The organism is Mesorhizobium sp. M0678 (assembly GCF_040320505.1).
Classification (GTDB): Bacteria; Pseudomonadota; Alphaproteobacteria; order Rhizobiales; family Rhizobiaceae; genus Mesorhizobium.
This window is the reverse complement of record NZ_JAMYPT010000047.1, coordinates 1-15,710: the sequence shown is the minus strand read 5'-3', so window position 1 is coordinate 15,710 and position 15,710 is coordinate 1. Positions and strand designations below refer to the sequence as shown.

The window sequence follows — 15,710 nt, the reverse complement described above, 5'->3', positions numbered from 1 at the left end:
CGATTTCCCTTCGCGATAGGGCAACGCCATCCACGATCCTGCCGTCGGCCAACTTGCGACAGGCATGAAGATGGAAGAAGACCGCGATGAGCTGCAGCACGCGTGTCAAGCGAAGTGAGGATCTGACCCCTTTGGCGAAGTGAGGAACTGCCGTCCTTCGCTGGTGTGCTGTTTCGTTGGGTTCAAGCGTCGGTCCGGTCTTCTGCAGAAGGCGGGACCGACGCTTTTCGCGGAGACGGTAGCCTGTTCGTATCCAGATCGATCGCACAGTCGGCCTGGACCTTGCGGATCAGGTCCCGCAGTTGCCCGAACGGCGCCCTGCCGGAAAGCGGGCGGAGCGCTCGAGCTTCAGCGGCAAAACGTTCCACGGGCGCAACGCCGGTGGTGCCGTGTTCACGCCGGTCGGCAACCTCGCGCGTCCACCGATCCAGATGCGCCTCGAATGCCGCCCAGCTCTCCGAACCGGCGGCCGGCGATCGCGTTCTTCTTGACGGAGCCCGACTCCGCGTTCGTCTTTCCCCTTCGTCGCTGCCGATCCATACCCGCGTGTCGCCGAAGTCGATCTGCATCTGATGACCAGGCGCCGTCTCGAAGCGACACACCTAGAGCATTAATTCTTTCATAAAGTTCGATCCGCAGTGCCTCCTCCGCGCTCAACGGCCCCCTGGCGATCAGTTCCGACGGGTCGATCGGCTCGTTCATGGCCGCCTTGGCAAGCAGCATCGCCTTTTCAGCGCTGCCACCGATGCCGACCGAGATCAGGCCGGGCGGACACCATCCGCTGCCCAGCGTCGAAACGGTGTCGACTACCCAGTCGGCCACGCATGCATTGGGTTTCAGGGTGGTGAAACGCGCCTTGTTTTCGGACCCGCCCCCTTTTGCTGCGATGGTAATCTGGATTCCGTTCCCGGGCACGAGGTCGATGTGATGACCTTGCCGGCGTGTTGTCGCGGGTATTGCTCCGTCTGGAGAGTCCCCCCGCATCCGCGACTTTCTGATTGAGTAAGATTAGTGGGCGTCACGTTTACGCAGCGCTTGAATCGGTACGTAGGTTCGATCCGGAGAACGGTCGACAGGTCCTGAGAGAGGATCATAGCGAAAAATCCCGAGGCTGACCCGGAACTTGCACAAGCCGTCCGACTCCGTCTTCGCGAACACTACGAACCGAGGTCAGAGGACTGGCGCGAAATGATTTTGGCGTGGTAGCCGTCAGGTGCATAGGGAGATGTCGCGGCACAGCGGCCGCGGCAGTGGGTCATGGAAGTGATCGGCGGGCAGGTGCTGGTGATCGATGAAGTTCACAAACATCCTCGCGGGAACCTATCCTGGGCAGCGCATCGTCCTGAACACCGCTGCGCTTCCCCACGGATCCTGCAGATCACTGAGGCTATCATCGCCGCGTCTTCTGCATGAACCGTCGACGCCATCGAGAGCGGCCGCATCGGTTAGAATGCGCAGCGCGCTGGTGGATGACGCCGGCGCTTGCGCCGACCCGCGCCGTGCTTGACACCGCTCCCGGCTCAAGCACCGCCTCGCATGCCGTAATCTCGTAGCGAGAAGACACCAATCTGCAAACTGAATTGGACGCCCGCGGTCGCCTGCTGCCTACTGACGATCAAAGATATGGCACTGATTGTAACCGATAGGATACTCCAAATGAACGCATGCTTTTTCGCAGCAGGTGATGTAACGATTGAAACACCTCGCGTCGAGGCTGAACCTGCCACTCTTATGCGAAGCGTTGCTCTGATCCACCAGGTAGCAGCGGACACGACGAAAACTCGGGTTTTCTTCGATCGGTTGCTCTCTCGCTGAGATGAGCTCGCGCAACCCCAAGCGGATCGACGCGATTGGTGTCAATCATCTGCCAGAACGACTCCAGGACATCATCCGACGCCGTGATACGGTGCTCGGTCCTGGATACCAATTTTCCGAGACGATTCCGGTGGAGTTTGTCTCGAGCTTTGGCTCGCACCTCGTCGACCGCGACGGCAATGACTATCTGGACGCGTATAACAACGTTCAGGGCGTCGGCCATGCGCACAAGCATGTTGTGGACGCCATTTGGCGCCAGATGGCCGCAATCAATACGGATACGCGCTTCCCGCAGAAGCTACTCGTTGACTACGCAGAGCGGCTACTTGCGACCTTTCCGGCGGCGCTGTCGAAGCTAAGCTTGCCCTGCACCGGATCCGAAGCGAACGACCTCGCGATTCGGGTCGCGAGATTTCACACGGGCGGCGAAGGAATCATCGCGACCCGCTGGGCGTTTCACGGTCGCACTCGCGAGGTGGCGAGTTTTTCCCCAATGCTGGGCGCAGGATCCGCGCTCGGACCGAACGTCCGCCTCATTGCCGCTCCTGACCCCCGACTCGTCGAGCCTGGATGTTCTCTCGACGATTACATGCGCGATCAGGTACTTTCCGCGATTCGTGATCTCGAGCGGCATGGGTACCGGCTGGCGGCGTTGATCGCCGATTCGGCGTTCACCTCCGATGGGATCTTCACTCACCCTATTGGCTTCATGAAGGCAATCGTTGACGAGGTTCACACCGCCGGCGGCCTCTACGTCGCGGACGAAGTTCAATCGGGATTCGCTCAGCTCGGCGACTCGATGTGGGGGTTCAGTCGACACGACGTGCTTCCGGACATCGTCACGATCGGCAAGGCGATGGGCAATGGGTTCCCCATCGCCGGCGTCGTCTTCCGCCCCGAGGTATCCGACGAGTTCGGACAGAAGGTCAGCTACTTCAATACATTGGGTGGCAGATCGATCTCTGTAGCTGCTGCGTCTGCAGTGCTCGATGTGTTCGAGCGGGAAAATGTGCGTGAGCGCGTTGTCTTTATCGGTGCGACCTTACGCGCAGGACTTGAGACCCTCACCCGGGAATCCCCTTACGTTGGCGAGATCCGAGGCAGCGGCCTGTACCTGGGTGTCGAGATCGTCAAGGATAAAAGGACGCTCGAGCCCGATCCCATTCGTTGTGAAAGCATCATCAAGGATCTCCGCGATCGTCGAGTTCTGATCAGCCGGACTGGCCCCGCCGGCAACGTGTTGAAAGTTCGCCCTCCAGTCGCTTTCACGGCTGCAGATGTGTCTCGATTCGTTGACGCCTTTGCCATCGTAGCGAAACAGCGGCTTTAAAAGGTTCTAATACATGAACAAATCACCCGACGCGGTGTTGCAACGGCTCCTGGAGGAGAGCAGCCTTCTCTCATCCAGCCAATCTATCGACCCCTCGCTATTGAAAAACATGCTTGAGAGGCAGTATGGGCTCAGTGGACACGTTGAGCGAATGGGGAGTGAAAAAGGCCATACGTTCAGGCTTAAAACCAGTGCGAATGAATACCTCGTAAAGGTGTCACCGTCTGACGAGCCTGAACTAGTTACGGCGTTGCAGATTGCGGCGATGCGTTATCTCGATGACGTCGCTCACGCCTTGCCGATCCAGCGGGTCAAGCCTACCCTTGACCGAAGGGATAGCGTTCCAATCGACGTGGGGGATGGTGCTTGTCGAACACTCAGCGTCTTCTGCTTTGTCGAAGGCCTGCTATGGGAGCAGATGGACGCCAACGTTGAGCAGTTGACCAAGGCGGGACACATGCTCGGGCAAGTAAACATTGCGCTGCGATCGTTTGGGCATCCAGCTGCTGCGCGCAGCTTAGTTTACGACATTAGGCACTTTCTCCATTGGGCGGGACTTGTTGAGTACGCGCAAGACCCTAAGCACCGACTGCTGGCTCAACGGGTCTTCAAGCTCTTCGAAGAAGTCGTGCTGCCGAGACTGTCTAGTCTTGAAATGCAACTGATCCACGGTGACTACGCTCCAAACAATGTTGTGGTGGACCCTCACAGCGGTGTCTTCGTGAAGGCCATCCTTGACTTTGGTGACGCGGTCCATAGCGGAGTGATCTTTGACCCCGCCAATACGGTCGCGCACCTGATCGGCCGCGCTCAGGATCACCCTTGGCAGGATGCCTTTGCCTTTGTGGCCGGGTACGAGCAGAGCCGGCCGATAAACGAGTCAGAACTTACACTTTTGCCAGTTGCGGCTCTTGCGCGGCTCACGATGCTTGCGTTGATCAGGTATTGGAAGGTGGAGCGCACACCTGACCAGAGCCAGGAGCTACTCGCTAGCGCCGAGTATTACTGGGCGAACCTAGAGCGGGCGTTGGGCGTACCACTGGATGATGTGATCGCGCGATTCCGCTACCGAGCCGGTAATCATGGTTTGCGCAGGACGAATAGGCCGTGAGATTGAGATAATAATCTATTGTCCGGTCCGAGCGCACCTTTCCCTTGGTGCTTGCCCGCCGGGCATGTGTAGCGGTCCTTCCCAGCGTCGTGGGTGTTTGATGAAGTCGGCCACGATGAAGAGGCCGTACCTGGTGTGGCCGGATGTCGGTGTCTTGCGATGCAGGCTCCGCCGCCTTCGCAGGCCAGTACCTCATCGCGTTAGTAGCTGCGGTCGTGCCAGCATCGTGGTCTCTCTGCACCCGATAGCATCCCCGCGCCTTTTATCCCATCGAGACCAGTTGTGCCCGGTCACTGGCCTCGTGCGCAACATCGCCGGTGCCCTTGCCGCTGGTCGCCGCCATCGACCGGGCATTGGGATCGATGAGGAAGACCTGTTTATCAGGCGTGGCTTGGACGTCCTTGCTCATCTCCTTGAGGGACTGAATCTGCCGCCGCAGACCATCGCTCGATATCTGGCGACGCTCGACCGTGCGACCGGCAGGACGATGATGTCGCCGAGGCCAGACGGTGGACCTCAGGGAGAAGATTGGGGGTGGCCTCGACCTGTTCAACGCGCTCGGCTACCTGGGTTTGGCCGATGACAAGCCCGGGTGCACGGACTGAGCTGTCGGCAAGCACGACAAAATGGGCGCAGGCCGCGAGGATCGCCGGCCAAGTCGCGGCAGTCGGCGATCGTCTTGAAGTCCGGCAGTAGGCGGCCCCGTTAACCACATTCTGGGTTACTCCGGATCTAAAATGGCCCTGATCGTTATAGATGAATGGCCCGTCGCCCGTCGTTAGGAGCATGTCTTTCTACCTGCACTTCAGTTCGCTTGACCCTTTCACTGTATTTACCAGGCAGGTCCGCTGGCGAACACCGTCGACGTCCCGCTGTGCTACATAGAACGTTGACGGCGGATCCACATGATTCCTAAAGTGATGTCTACTGCGCATGACACTGCCCGCCATGTCATCGTTTTTCCTCTTGATCTCCGGGCGGTCGACCAACATCCGATCCTCAGAGCGTTAAGGGTCGCGCGAGAATCGCCACTTCTTCGTTGCCTTGGACATACCCTGCTGATCGGATGGCGAAGACGATGGACGTGGCTGGCGCGCGAATATCGATGGACGCAGCGGACAGTGAATCCATCGGATGCAGGATGCCTATGATATTTCCCTGCTTCACTTCATCCACCACCGAGCAACGCGGTTCGAAGATCCCCGGTGCAGGAGATTTCAACCGGTCGGAGGGATTTGTTTCGAGCGTTTGACCGGACTTCTCCTGACGGAACGTTGGATACTCGGCTTTGCCCTCGACCAGTCCTAGTGCAATGAGGCCATTGCGCACCCCAGTTTCATAGATCGTGAGAGCTTCGGCGTGCGCGGCGCTGCCGCCAAATTCAGTGCAAATGAATATCTTGCCTTGGCTATGTACCCAAGTATCGAACATTCCAGCCGTGTCGTTGTACTCCCAGAGCAACGTCACCGGCAATTTGAATGCCTCCGAAATGTGAAGCGTCTTCGTCATCAGATCGACATCAGCAATAGGATGTGTGATGATCGACGGTGCACAATCCCATTTCGGTCCGAAACTGTGCAGATCAAGTATGTTGTCCACCATAGGCAACAATCGACGTGAAATCGCGTCTGCGATCCGTTCGCTTACCGAGCCATCCGGCCGGCCCGGAAACACTCGGTTGAGATTCTTTCCATCAATTGGGGTATTGCGGGTCCAAGCTTGCACGGCAAGCGGATTGATCTCAGGTATGATGATAATCCTTCCGCACTTCTGCGCTTCGGGGAGCCATTCAACAAGCCGCCGAGCAACAATCGGCCCCTGCAGTTCATTACCATGGTTTCCGCCAGTGATAAGTAAGCTCGGTCCCTCCCCTCTATTGCAACTGAAGACGGGGAGCGAAAGAGCTTCGCAGTCCGCACCTTTAGGGACAACAAGGTGCCCCGTGCTTACGCCAGGCGCGTCGAGATCAAACGTAAGATGTGGTGCTTCGCTCATTGTTCCTCTTATTGCGAGTATTCAGGCGACCAGGCGCCGGGTTTGCGTTTCTCCGTTCTATGAGTATGCTGGCTGTCTTCAATTTGCCAATATAGTCTTCCGAGCGGTGCCATCGCGCTGTTAGATGGCCGCCGCCTGACTTGGTGCAACTGGACACCTCGAACTACCGGCATTTCCAGAGTGGGTGGTGCGACAATGAGGTTGCGAACAGCCTGACGCGCGGCGGGGGCTGGATTTCGGTCGTTGGGGCTGATGCTGGTTGCCGATTTCGGCATCGCGGCGGCGTTTTCCGCCGCTCTCGCCGTCAGGCGAACGCAGTTCGCCCTTGGTGCCAGACGAAGCGGGTGAGATTGTAGGCGAGGTTGGCCATGCCGATCTTGGTGCAAGCGCGAGCGATGCCGATCGTGCGGACAAACAGGCCCATGCGGGATTTCTGCTGCGCGAAGACGTGCTCGACGAATGCGCGGATCTTTGAGCGCCGGCCATTGGCCCGTGCCATCGCCTCGCTCATCGGCCGGCCTTTCGGCTTCTTGTGATGAATGTCGGAGACGTAGCCGTTCTTGTCCAGCCACGCCTCATTCTTCTTCGAGCGATAGGCGGTGTCGGCCCATACCGTCGAGCCGGTGTTGTTCTTGTCCAGCACGTTGCGAAGCTGCGCCCCGTCCCAAGCCGAGGCGCCGGTGACGTTCCAGCCGCGGATGAAGCCGTGGCGACGATCGATCGAGGCATGGTTTTTGTAGCCGAAGGCGGGAACGGCGATATCGCGCTGCTTCGTCTTTCCCTCCTCATCGGCCTTGGCCTTCGAGAACTTCACGGTCCAGCGCGCGTCCCGGTCCTTCTGGCGCAGCTTGGCTGGTTTCTTCTGCCACTCGTCCGGCACCTTTCCTGCCTTGATGTCAGCCTTTTCAGCACCGGAATTGCGTTGCTTCGGCGCCGCCACGATCGTGGCATCCCACGATCTGGCCACCCATCGCCAGATAACCGGCCTTGGTGAGGTGCTTGTCAAAACGGGCGAACAGGTTGTCCACCGCCCGGGCCTGCGTGAGGTGCTCCCTAAACAACCAGATCGTCTTGGCGTCGGGCACCTTGTCGCCGAGCCCCAACCCGAGGAAACGCATGAAGGAAAGCCGGTCTTGGATCTGAAACTCGGTCTGATCGTCCGAGAGACTGTAGAGCGCCTGCAGAACCAGGACCTTGAACGTCATCACCGCATCAAAGGGCGGCCGGCCGCCTTTGGCGCCATCGGAGCGCTTCAGCGCCTTGGCCAGCGGTTTCCGGAAAACCTCCCAAGGCACCACCGCGTTCAGCTTCTCCAGTGGATCGCCGGCCGCGCTCAGCCGGACATAACGCTCGTCAATGTCCCAGAATCCAGCCTGGCCCCGCATCCAACGCCTCCGGGCAAATCACCAGGCGAAGTGAATCAAAATGCGGTCTCGATTGCCAGGTTTTTCGAGGTATCCAACTACCGGTGCTCGACGTTCACCAGTGCGCTGCGACAGGCACGTCACGCTTCTTCGGAAGATCCAACCCAATTATGGTAAGTTCTAACTTCCAACTTGGACGCCTCCGTTCAAGTGATGATCAACGACGCCACTTTGGCACGAAGAATTGGCCGCTGTGGCTGACCGCGCTTTTGCGATCATCGTTTCGGTGTAGGGATGGGACGGCTAGCGCTTTGCATGGGACGCAGGCCCGCCGCCAAGCGCGAAGCCGTCGCGCATCTGCAGGCCACGATGGGCCTGTCGGAGCGTCGGGCCTGTTCCTTCGTCGACGCCGATCGTAAGATGATCCGCTACCAGTCTCGCCGAGCGCCAGAGGCGGCACTGCGCGGCCGGCTACGCGACCTGGCCAACGAGCGCCGGCGCTTCGGCTATCGGCGGCTGTTCATTCTGGCGCGAAGGCGAGGCATCGGGTATCAACCGCATCTACCGGCTATACCGCGAAGAAGGACTGGCCGTGCGCAAGCGACGCTCCAGGCGCCGAGCGGTAGAACGCGGGCACCGATCCTGGTTCAGGCGAAACCGAACGCGCGCTGGTCGCTGGATTTCGTCCATGATCAGTTCGCCTGCGGCCGGCGCTTCCGCGTCCTCAACATCGTCGACGACGTGACGCGCGAATGCCTGGCTGCGATCCCGGACACCTCGATCTCCGGCCGCCGGGTGGCGCGTGAACTGACGGAACTGATCGCCCGGCGCGGCAAGCCGGGCATGATCGTCTCCGACCACGGCACCGAGTTCACCTCGAACGTGATCCTCGCCTGGTCGAAGGATCATCAGGTGGAATGGCACTTCATCGCGCCGGGCAAGCCGATGCAGAACGGCTTTTGCGAAAGCTTCAACGGGCGGATGCGGGACGAGTTGCTGAACGAAACCCTGTTCTTCGCCTCGACCATGCCCGAACAACCATCGCCGAATGGGCAGACGACTACAATCCTGTTTCATAACACCCATCTGTCTATGTCGTTGAAGTGAATAGGTTTTGCTGATCGGGATGCGATCCCGTGGGGTATTTTGGGTTTTGCCGCGCGCGATGAACGACGCGCTGAGCCGCCGGTTCGCCAAGCGTTGATCGGCTGAAGATCCACGGACCGTCCGGTAGAGGATGAACGCCTTCGATCTCGCCCGCCTCGGCGGCGAGCCTGAGGGTCTAGAGCTGGGCCGCAATAAGCCGGTTCTCCGGGTCGCAGGCGGCATAGCGGCGCTCGGCGAGCGATGCCGGCACCACCGCCCACTCGCTGGCCGGCTTGTAATGACCATAGCTCTTGCGGACGCGGCCATCCACGATCTCAGTGCGCTTCTCGCTCTTACCATAGACATAGGCGCCGGCGTAGAACGGGTTCTTCAGGACGGAGATCGCGTTGCGGTAGCGGACCGGAACCCAGGCGAAGGACACCATCTTCTTTCCGTCGGAAGGTCTGGGGAAATGCACGCCATCGTCGATCATCGAGATCAGGACCTGGCGCGCACTGCCGAGTTCGCGGAAACGCGCGAATATCAGGCGAATGGTCTCCTGCAGGCGTATGTCGGGATCGGACCCGAGACCGTAATCCCGGTGCCAGACATAGCCGAAGGGCACAGAGATGCGCAGTTCGCCGCGCTGTGCCTTGGCGCGGGCAGCTTCGTACATGCGAGCACGCAGCACCCCGAGTTCGAACTCGCTGATGCTCCCCTTCATGCCGAGCAGCAGGCGATCGTTCGGCAGCCCCGGATCGTAGACTCCGTCCAGATCGATCACCCGTGCATCGACTTCGCCGCACAACTCGAGCAGCCGATGCCAGTCCGGTCCGTTGCGAGACAGGCGGGACGCCTCCAGGCAAAGCACAGCGCCCACATGACCGGTGCACAGATCGTCGACCAGGCGCTCGAAACCAGGACGTTCCACAGCTCCGCTTGCGGTGCGGCCCAAGTCCTCGTCGATCACCTCGACCTTGCGGAATCCCCAACGCCGCGCGACGTCGACCAGCTCATATTGCCGACGCTGGCTCTCGAGATTGAGCTGCACTTGCGCCTGCGTGGACTGACGTACATAGACGACGGCCTTGCGCTTGAGGATGGTGGCCGGAATCAGATTACTGCTCGTCATCGCGGCTCTCCTCCGTCACGATGCCGGCGGCGGCCATCAGCACATTGGCGAGCCGGGCTATCACGATCGTTCGTTGCGCTGTGCTCAGTCCGACCAGCTTGTGCGAGTCGAGCGGCATGCTGAGCTGGCGAACGATCACGAGAGATCGTGTCGGTGGCGGCAAGGTCCTCATGTTGCGTCTCCACGATGATGAAACCATCTGGAGAGCCTCGCCGGAAACGGCGCTGGATCAAGATCTTGTTCAGTTCAAGCAGTGCAGCAAGCGATACGCGCGGGGATCCCAGATCCATTGCTGCGCCCGCCACCGGATCTATCATCCAGGCCGGAGCGGTAATGACATGCCCGGGCGCGACGACGAGATGAATAATCCGGCCGCTGGCACGCTCTTCGCTGTTCTCGCAGCGAAGCCGACCTCCGAAATACGGATGCCAGCGGTAATGCACTTCGACCTCCTGCCCAACATGGGCAGAATGACCCCGAGATTGCGAAGCCGCGCAGCGCGCGCTCGGCCGCATTGTTGGTGAGGCAGATCCGGCCATCGTCGAGGAAGGCGGCAAAGCGGTCCCAGCGTTTGAGCATGTAGTCGATGGGCCTGGCGACCGAGGATGAGCGCGACAGCTTGGTCCGCTCATCACGCAGCCAGGTCTCCAGCTCTGTCACCAGCGGTACGCTTTTTTCCTTTCGGACCGCCAGCCGCTGCGCGGCGCTCTGGCCGTTGATGGCGCGCTCGATGTCGAACAGCACGTCAATCCGCTTGACCGCCTCGAATGCAATGGGCGAGATCGCCGGCGCCTTATTCCCTCGCCGCGCATTGGCCGCGATGTCAGCCAGCTCGAAGAACTGCCGTCTCGAATGCGCCCAGCACAATGCGGACGTGATTGCACCTTGCAGCCGCGACGGAACATAAAGCGTGTTGTAACCGCTATAGGCGTCCGCCTGCAGGATGCCGCTATAGTGCTGAAGATGGCGCTCGGGATGTTCGTGCCGTCGATCCCGCGATGCATAGCAGGCTGCTGCCGGCGGCGCGGTCCCGCCGAACGGCCGGTCGTCGCGGACATAAACCCAGACACGGCCGGTCGTCGTCTTGCCCTTGGCCAGGATCGGCACCGTGGTGTCGTCGCCGTGCAGACGCTCGGCGGCAAGGAGATGGTTCTCGATCAGAGCATGGATTGGCCACAGCGCGGTTGTGCACGCGCCGACCTGATCGGCCAGCGTCGATGCGCTAAGATCGATGCCCTCGCGGGCATAGCGTTCGCTCTGGCGGTTCAAGGGCTGATGCTGTCCGAATTTCTCGAACAGGATCATCGCCAGAAGGTTGGGGCCGGCAAAGCCACGCGGCGTCACATGGAAGGGCGCCGGCGGCTGTGTGATCTTCTCGCATTCCCGGCACGAGAACTTCTCGCGCACCGTCTGGATCACTTTCCACTGGCGCGGGATCACTTCCAGCGTCTCGGTGATGTCCTCGCCGAGCTTCGACAGCCTGCCCGAACCACAGCACGGGCAGCTTTCGGGTGCGGCGATGACGACGCGCTCGCGCGGCAGATGTTCCGGGAATGGCTTGCGCGACGGCCGCTGGCGCTGGAACGACTTGACGTCTCTCGTCTTTGCCGCAGCCTGCTCGGCGGCCAGCTCGTCTGCGGTGGCAGACGCCTCGAGATCTTCCAGCTGCAGTTCCATCTGCTCCAGCAGCCGCGCCTTGCGTTCCGAGCGGGTGCCGTAGAGCTCGCGTTTGAGCTTTTCGATCTCGAGCTTGAGATGCGCGATCAGCGCATCCGTTCTGGAATTGAGCGCCCGAGCGCGCACCGCGACTGCCTCGGCTTCCACACGGGCGGCGCGCTCGGCGAGGATCATCGCATGGGCGCTGGCAAGGTCCGATGGAAGCGATTCAGGAGCCGTTCTCATAACGCAACTGAATCATGATTTGCCAACAAATCCAAAGACAAAATGGTCATCCGACGCTTGTTGGGCGCCATGTTTCCTGCGGGTTTCGCCAGTCAATTCCGCAGAGTAGATAACCAAGTTGAGCCGAGGAGATCGCCACTGTTCCATCGGCGAGCGACGGCCACAGGAAGCGGCCGCGTTCCAGCCGTTTTGTGAACAGGCAGGCGCCCTGGCCGTCATGCCAGATCACCTTCAAAAGATCGCCCCTGCGTCCGCGGAAGCAAACAGGTGACCGCTCAGCGGGTCATGCTTGAGCACCTCCTGAACCTGAAATGACAGGGAGGGAAAGCCCCTTCTCATGTCTGTGTGCCCGGTCGCCAGCCACACCCGCACGCCGGTCGGGACCGGGATCACCGCAGCGTCTCCAGAGCCCGAATAATCCGCAGCAGCGTGTCCACGTCTACATCGCAATCGACAACAACACGCCGGCCGTTCGCGCTCACGACCTCCATCTGACTGTTGCCATGGCCGACAGCACGATGCCGGTCCGGATGCCGGAGCTCCGGCACAACCTGTGCTTCGACAAACTCGGCTGCAGCGCCGGTGCCGCGCCAGATGCCGTACTGACCTTCGCGCGCCGCCCGCCGCCAGGCGAACAATTGCGCAGGCAAGAGCCCGTGGCGCCGCGCGATAGCCGAAACGCTATCGCCGGAAGCGAAGCTTTCCTCGACGATCCGCCGCTTTGCATCCATGCTGAACCGGCGGCGTCGGCCGGTGTCCACGATCTCGAGGAGCTTGAAATCATTCCTGGTCGTATTGCTATCCATACGACCTGTAATCAGATCATTCGCACGCCCCCGCAAGGCGGCCCACGCCGGATGCTTACCGCGCACCTCAAGCGCATCCTGAAGCTCGACAGACTGCGATTGCGCGGTCCCTGCGGTGCCCGCGATGAGTTCCACCTCGCAGCCATCGCCCAAAACCTCAGGAAATTGGCCAAGATCTGCACTACCCGGACACCAATCCCAGAGGGCAAGGAGGCCGCCTCGACCCAATCGCAACTCGTTGCGGCGAAAAGAACGCCCGGCTTAATCACCGACTTCTTCAACACAATCAATCCGAACAGATAATCGACGGCACACAATCGGCCAAGGCCACCGAAATGAAGCCCTTCAGATGCAAATAGCGCAGGAAGGCGCGCACCACCCCGCACATACACGGAGCGGCGCGCCGGCGGCGAGGTCGTTCACGTTGAAGCGGCGCCTGGCGTGGTCATCATCGTGGCCGCGTGGATGCTGGATCCGGCCATCTGCGTCGGAATGACGTTCGGCGCGCCGCGCGTGTCCATTCAGACCAAGCTCTCTGGGCAATTCGAACATCGTCCAGGAGGAGCAAGATGCGAAGCCTGCCAACATTGCCGCCACCACCCGGCCGCGCCAACTCGCTATTCCGTTCGACTCCGGAAAGCTCCAGAGGATCAGCATCTCGGACCGCCGGATAGCAGTCGCCCGGTTGACCCGCCTGCTGTTGGAGGCCGCCGGCGTCGCAGCCAAGGGGCGTGACGATGATGAGCGCTGATCTCCTGCCGGCCGTGGTTTTGAAGCGCAAGGCGGTCGTTTATGTTCGACAGTCCACTCAGGCTCAGGTCGAGAGCAACCCCGAGAGCCAGCGGCGCCAGTACGAGCCCGTCGACGTCGCTCGAAGCCGGGGCACCACCTGTTGGAGCTCTGCGGCCTGGTTGAGGTTCATCGACCTGGATGGCGTCTACGATCCCTGCCGGCCTAGCGATCGACTCCTGCCCGGCATGAAGGGCTCCATCAGCGAGTTCGAACTCGGCGTGCTCAGGGCGCGCATGCTCGATGCCGCGCGCGCCAAGGCGCGCCGCGGCGAACTGCGCATCAGCGTGCCGATTGACGCCAAGGCCGAAGCGCGGGCCGGCATGGCCGAACGTTCCTCGCGGCCCGCCGACTGCTGCGTCGACGGACGAGCGCGTCGTGGCGCTGCGGCATCGCCCATGAGGTCGGCGTCTCCTGCCACCGTCAGCCGGTTCTCAAGCGGTTGTGACTGTCGCGGCTGAGCGATATCAAGCCGAACCGGTCCGGCGGTACGAGCGCGAGCATCCGGTGAGATAATCCATTTCGACATCAGAGCCGCCCCCGAATTCAGCTTGCCGGGGGGCACTTTCACCTAAAAGTACGGTCTAAACGACCTTTGCCGAGGGCGCCGGCTGGATAAATTTAGATCGCGCAACACTGTACCGGCCGTCGACACTGACGGGCACCTCGCCCTCGATGGTTGCGCGACGAACGACGCGGCGTTGGTCGCCACAATCCTTGGTTGCACAATGCATCGTTGCTCGATTGTCCCAGATAGCGATATCACCCTGCTTCCACTTCCAGCGTACCGTGTTTTCCTGCGCGGTGACATGAGACTCAAAGAGATCGAGTAGCCTTTGGCCGTCATATTTGGATATGCCAACGAAACGCGTTACATAAACGCCGAGCACAAGCGTGCGCTCCCCGGTCTCGGGGTGGACGCGTACGACTGGATGCTCTGTCTCGATCATGGGTCCAGTATGGGGCTCGGTAGAAGACCTGAGATAAGATCCGGGGTAGCTGTGAACAGCCCAGAGTTCGTTGGCAAGCCGTTGCAGCGGCAACGGTAAGTCGAGATATGCGGCCGCGGTGTTTGACCAGACGGTGTCACCGCCGACTAGCGGGATCACAACGCCTCGCAGCACCGCGATCTTGGGATAAGCGTCCATGCAGGACCAATCGATATGCCAAACGTAAGCCCCGGTATCTCCACGTGCGGTATCAATGTCGTAAATCGGCGTCGTTCCCTCCGGATACGGCGAGGGCTTCCCGAATCGCAGAGCAAAACGCTCGTGCCCAGCGTCGTCGAGATGACCCTGGTCGCGGAAGAAGATGACCTTGTGCTCAAGCACCAAGCCGTTTATGGCAGCGATGGTCCGGTCCGGCAAATCGGCCGAAAGCTTGACATTCCTGATTTCAGCACCGATGCGCGCTGTGCATTTGATTACATCCCTAGGTGGAATGACATTATCGATCAAGTCCATTTCACTCATGGTGGCATTCTCCGATGCTGCAGTTTTGTTTGCTATGCGCAACTGGTAGTGTTTCATGTATTATTGCGAACCGCACCTACCACTCCTGGTGGGCTGATCTCGCCCGAAACGAGGTCAGCGCGACGTCCGTTACGAACTGCATATTAGTGGGATCTCGCAGGGCCCGACGGTCTCAGTCACCGCGATGAGCGAACTGTGGGATAGGATGTCAGTTCTAAGTTTCGTTAGGGTCAGTTTCTCATTTCGCCCCACGAACTTGAAACGCGCAACGCTGTACCGGCCGTCAAGAGCAACTGGCCGAGCGAGCCGGTCTCAGTATCGACACGATCTCCAAGATCGAGGTCGGGGCTGACCTGATGTGGTGGACGGCCTCCGCTCCCGGCATCCTGATGTGCCAAAGTGGCTGTCGAAAGTCACATGAGGGAGAGCCGCTATGGAGAAGATTAGCACAATCGGTCTGGATCGCCAAAGCACGTCTTTCAGGTGCACGATGCAGGTCTGGACCGTCATGTGAGGAAAGACGGCGCCGATCGCCTCGGGAAAGCCCTTGAGGCGTCGACGACGGCGATCAGGATGTCGTCGGCGCCCCGGTTCTTCAGCTCGTTCATGCCGCGCAGCCAGAACTTGGCGCCCTCGGTCTGCTCGATCCGGACCGAGGATCTTCTTGGGGCCGTCGGGCAGGATACCGAGCGCGATGTAGATGGCCTTATTGCGACGAAGCCTGCTCGTCCCTAATCTTGACCCGGATCGCGTCGAAGAAGACGAGCGGATAGACCGCATCGAGCCGGTTCTGCCATTCGACCACTGGAGATGCGGCAGGGATGCGTGGCGAGATCGAGCACGTTGAACCCGCGCGGCCGCGCCGCTATTTCGGCAGTAACCGGTAAAACATGCGGACATTGCCAGGG

At 60.4% G+C, this 15,710-nt stretch carries 8 protein-coding genes and 10 pseudogenes; 6 read left to right on the top strand and 12 right to left on the bottom strand.

The window, feature by feature from the left end; translation table 11 throughout:
- Positions 1-230: 230 nt before the first annotated feature.
- Together NKI29_RS32500 and NKI29_RS32495 are read right to left on the bottom strand one after the other, a co-directional pair.
- A pseudogene (locus tag NKI29_RS32500) lies at positions 231-532 on the bottom strand (IS21 family transposase); the annotation flags it as partial.
- A 65-nt stretch (positions 533-597) separates the two neighbouring features.
- A pseudogene (locus tag NKI29_RS32495) lies at positions 598-973 on the bottom strand (fumarate hydratase); the annotation flags it as partial.
- A gap of 284 nt (positions 974-1,257) precedes the next feature.
- Between NKI29_RS32495 and NKI29_RS32490 the strand changes: the two are divergent.
- From NKI29_RS32490 to NKI29_RS32480, 3 genes are all read left to right on the top strand, one after another.
- Positions 1,258-1,413: a hypothetical protein gene (locus NKI29_RS32490; RefSeq protein ID WP_352798582.1), complete on the top strand. Its 156-nt coding sequence runs from the start codon at positions 1,258-1,260 to the stop codon at positions 1,411-1,413.
- Positions 1,414-1,816: 403 nt separating this feature from the next.
- A complete protein-coding gene (locus tag NKI29_RS32485) occupies positions 1,817-3,145 on the top strand; it encodes an aspartate aminotransferase family protein (RefSeq protein WP_352798581.1) in 1,329 nt (442 codons plus the stop codon).
- 13 nt (positions 3,146-3,158) lie between these two features.
- Positions 3,159-4,256, top strand: coding sequence for a phosphotransferase (locus NKI29_RS32480; protein ID WP_352798580.1), 1,098 nt, complete (start codon positions 3,159-3,161; stop codon positions 4,254-4,256).
- 262 nt (positions 4,257-4,518) lie between these two features.
- On the opposite strand, the gene NKI29_RS32475 is transcribed toward NKI29_RS32480, so the two are convergent.
- The 3 genes and pseudogenes from NKI29_RS32475 to NKI29_RS32465 all read right to left on the bottom strand — a co-directional run bounded on the left by NKI29_RS32475 (position 4,519) and on the right by NKI29_RS32465 (position 7,636).
- Positions 4,519-4,665 carry a hypothetical protein gene (locus NKI29_RS32475; RefSeq protein WP_352798579.1) on the bottom strand — a complete coding sequence of 49 codons (147 nt, stop codon included), beginning with the start codon at positions 4,663-4,665 and terminating at the stop codon, positions 4,519-4,521.
- Positions 4,666-5,255: 590 nt separating this feature from the next.
- Complete coding sequence (locus tag NKI29_RS32470; protein WP_352798577.1) at positions 5,256-6,251, bottom strand: succinylglutamate desuccinylase/aspartoacylase family protein; 996 nt, start codon at positions 6,249-6,251, stop codon at positions 5,256-5,258.
- 304 nt (positions 6,252-6,555) lie between these two features.
- Positions 6,556-7,636: pseudogene (locus NKI29_RS32465) on the bottom strand (IS5 family transposase).
- A 306-nt stretch (positions 7,637-7,942) separates the two neighbouring features.
- Here NKI29_RS32465 and NKI29_RS32460 point away from each other — a divergent pair.
- A pseudogene (locus tag NKI29_RS32460) lies at positions 7,943-8,682 on the top strand (IS3 family transposase); the annotation flags it as partial.
- 287 nt (positions 8,683-8,969) lie between these two features.
- On the opposite strand, the pseudogene NKI29_RS32455 reads toward NKI29_RS32460, so the two are convergent.
- The 5 genes and pseudogenes from NKI29_RS32455 to tnpA form a co-directional block, all read right to left on the bottom strand.
- Positions 8,970-9,833: pseudogene (locus NKI29_RS32455) on the bottom strand (recombinase family protein); the annotation flags it as partial.
- Complete coding sequence (locus NKI29_RS32450) at positions 9,820-10,005, bottom strand: hypothetical protein (RefSeq protein WP_352798575.1); 186 nt, start codon at positions 10,003-10,005, stop codon at positions 9,820-9,822. The gene NKI29_RS32450 and the pseudogene NKI29_RS32455, both read right to left, overlap by 14 nt.
- 266 nt (positions 10,006-10,271) lie before the next feature.
- Positions 10,272-11,735 (bottom strand): annotated as a pseudogene (gene tnpC, locus NKI29_RS32445) (IS66 family transposase); the annotation flags it as partial.
- Positions 11,736-11,781: 46 nt separating this feature from the next.
- Positions 11,782-12,101 (bottom strand): annotated as a pseudogene (tnpB, locus tag NKI29_RS32440) (IS66 family insertion sequence element accessory protein TnpB).
- 23 nt (positions 12,102-12,124) lie between these two features.
- Complete coding sequence (tnpA, locus tag NKI29_RS32435; protein ID WP_352798574.1) at positions 12,125-12,541, bottom strand: IS66-like element accessory protein TnpA; 417 nt, start codon at positions 12,539-12,541, stop codon at positions 12,125-12,127.
- A gap of 51 nt (positions 12,542-12,592) precedes the next feature.
- On the opposite strand from tnpA, the pseudogene NKI29_RS33575 reads away from it, so the two are divergent.
- Positions 12,593-12,730: pseudogene (locus tag NKI29_RS33575) on the top strand (IS5/IS1182 family transposase); the annotation flags it as partial.
- Between the two features lie 548 nt (positions 12,731-13,278).
- Positions 13,279-13,656, top strand: a pseudogene (locus tag NKI29_RS32430) (recombinase family protein); the annotation flags it as partial.
- Between the two features lie 258 nt (positions 13,657-13,914).
- Here NKI29_RS32430 and NKI29_RS32425 read toward each other — a convergent pair.
- Both NKI29_RS32425 and NKI29_RS32420 read right to left on the bottom strand, forming a co-directional pair.
- A complete protein-coding gene (locus tag NKI29_RS32425) occupies positions 13,915-14,802 on the bottom strand; it encodes a TauD/TfdA dioxygenase family protein (RefSeq protein WP_352798583.1) in 888 nt (295 codons plus the stop codon).
- Between the two features lie 480 nt (positions 14,803-15,282).
- A pseudogene (locus NKI29_RS32420) lies at positions 15,283-15,607 on the bottom strand (transposase); the annotation flags it as partial.
- Positions 15,608-15,710: the final 103 nt, after the last annotated feature.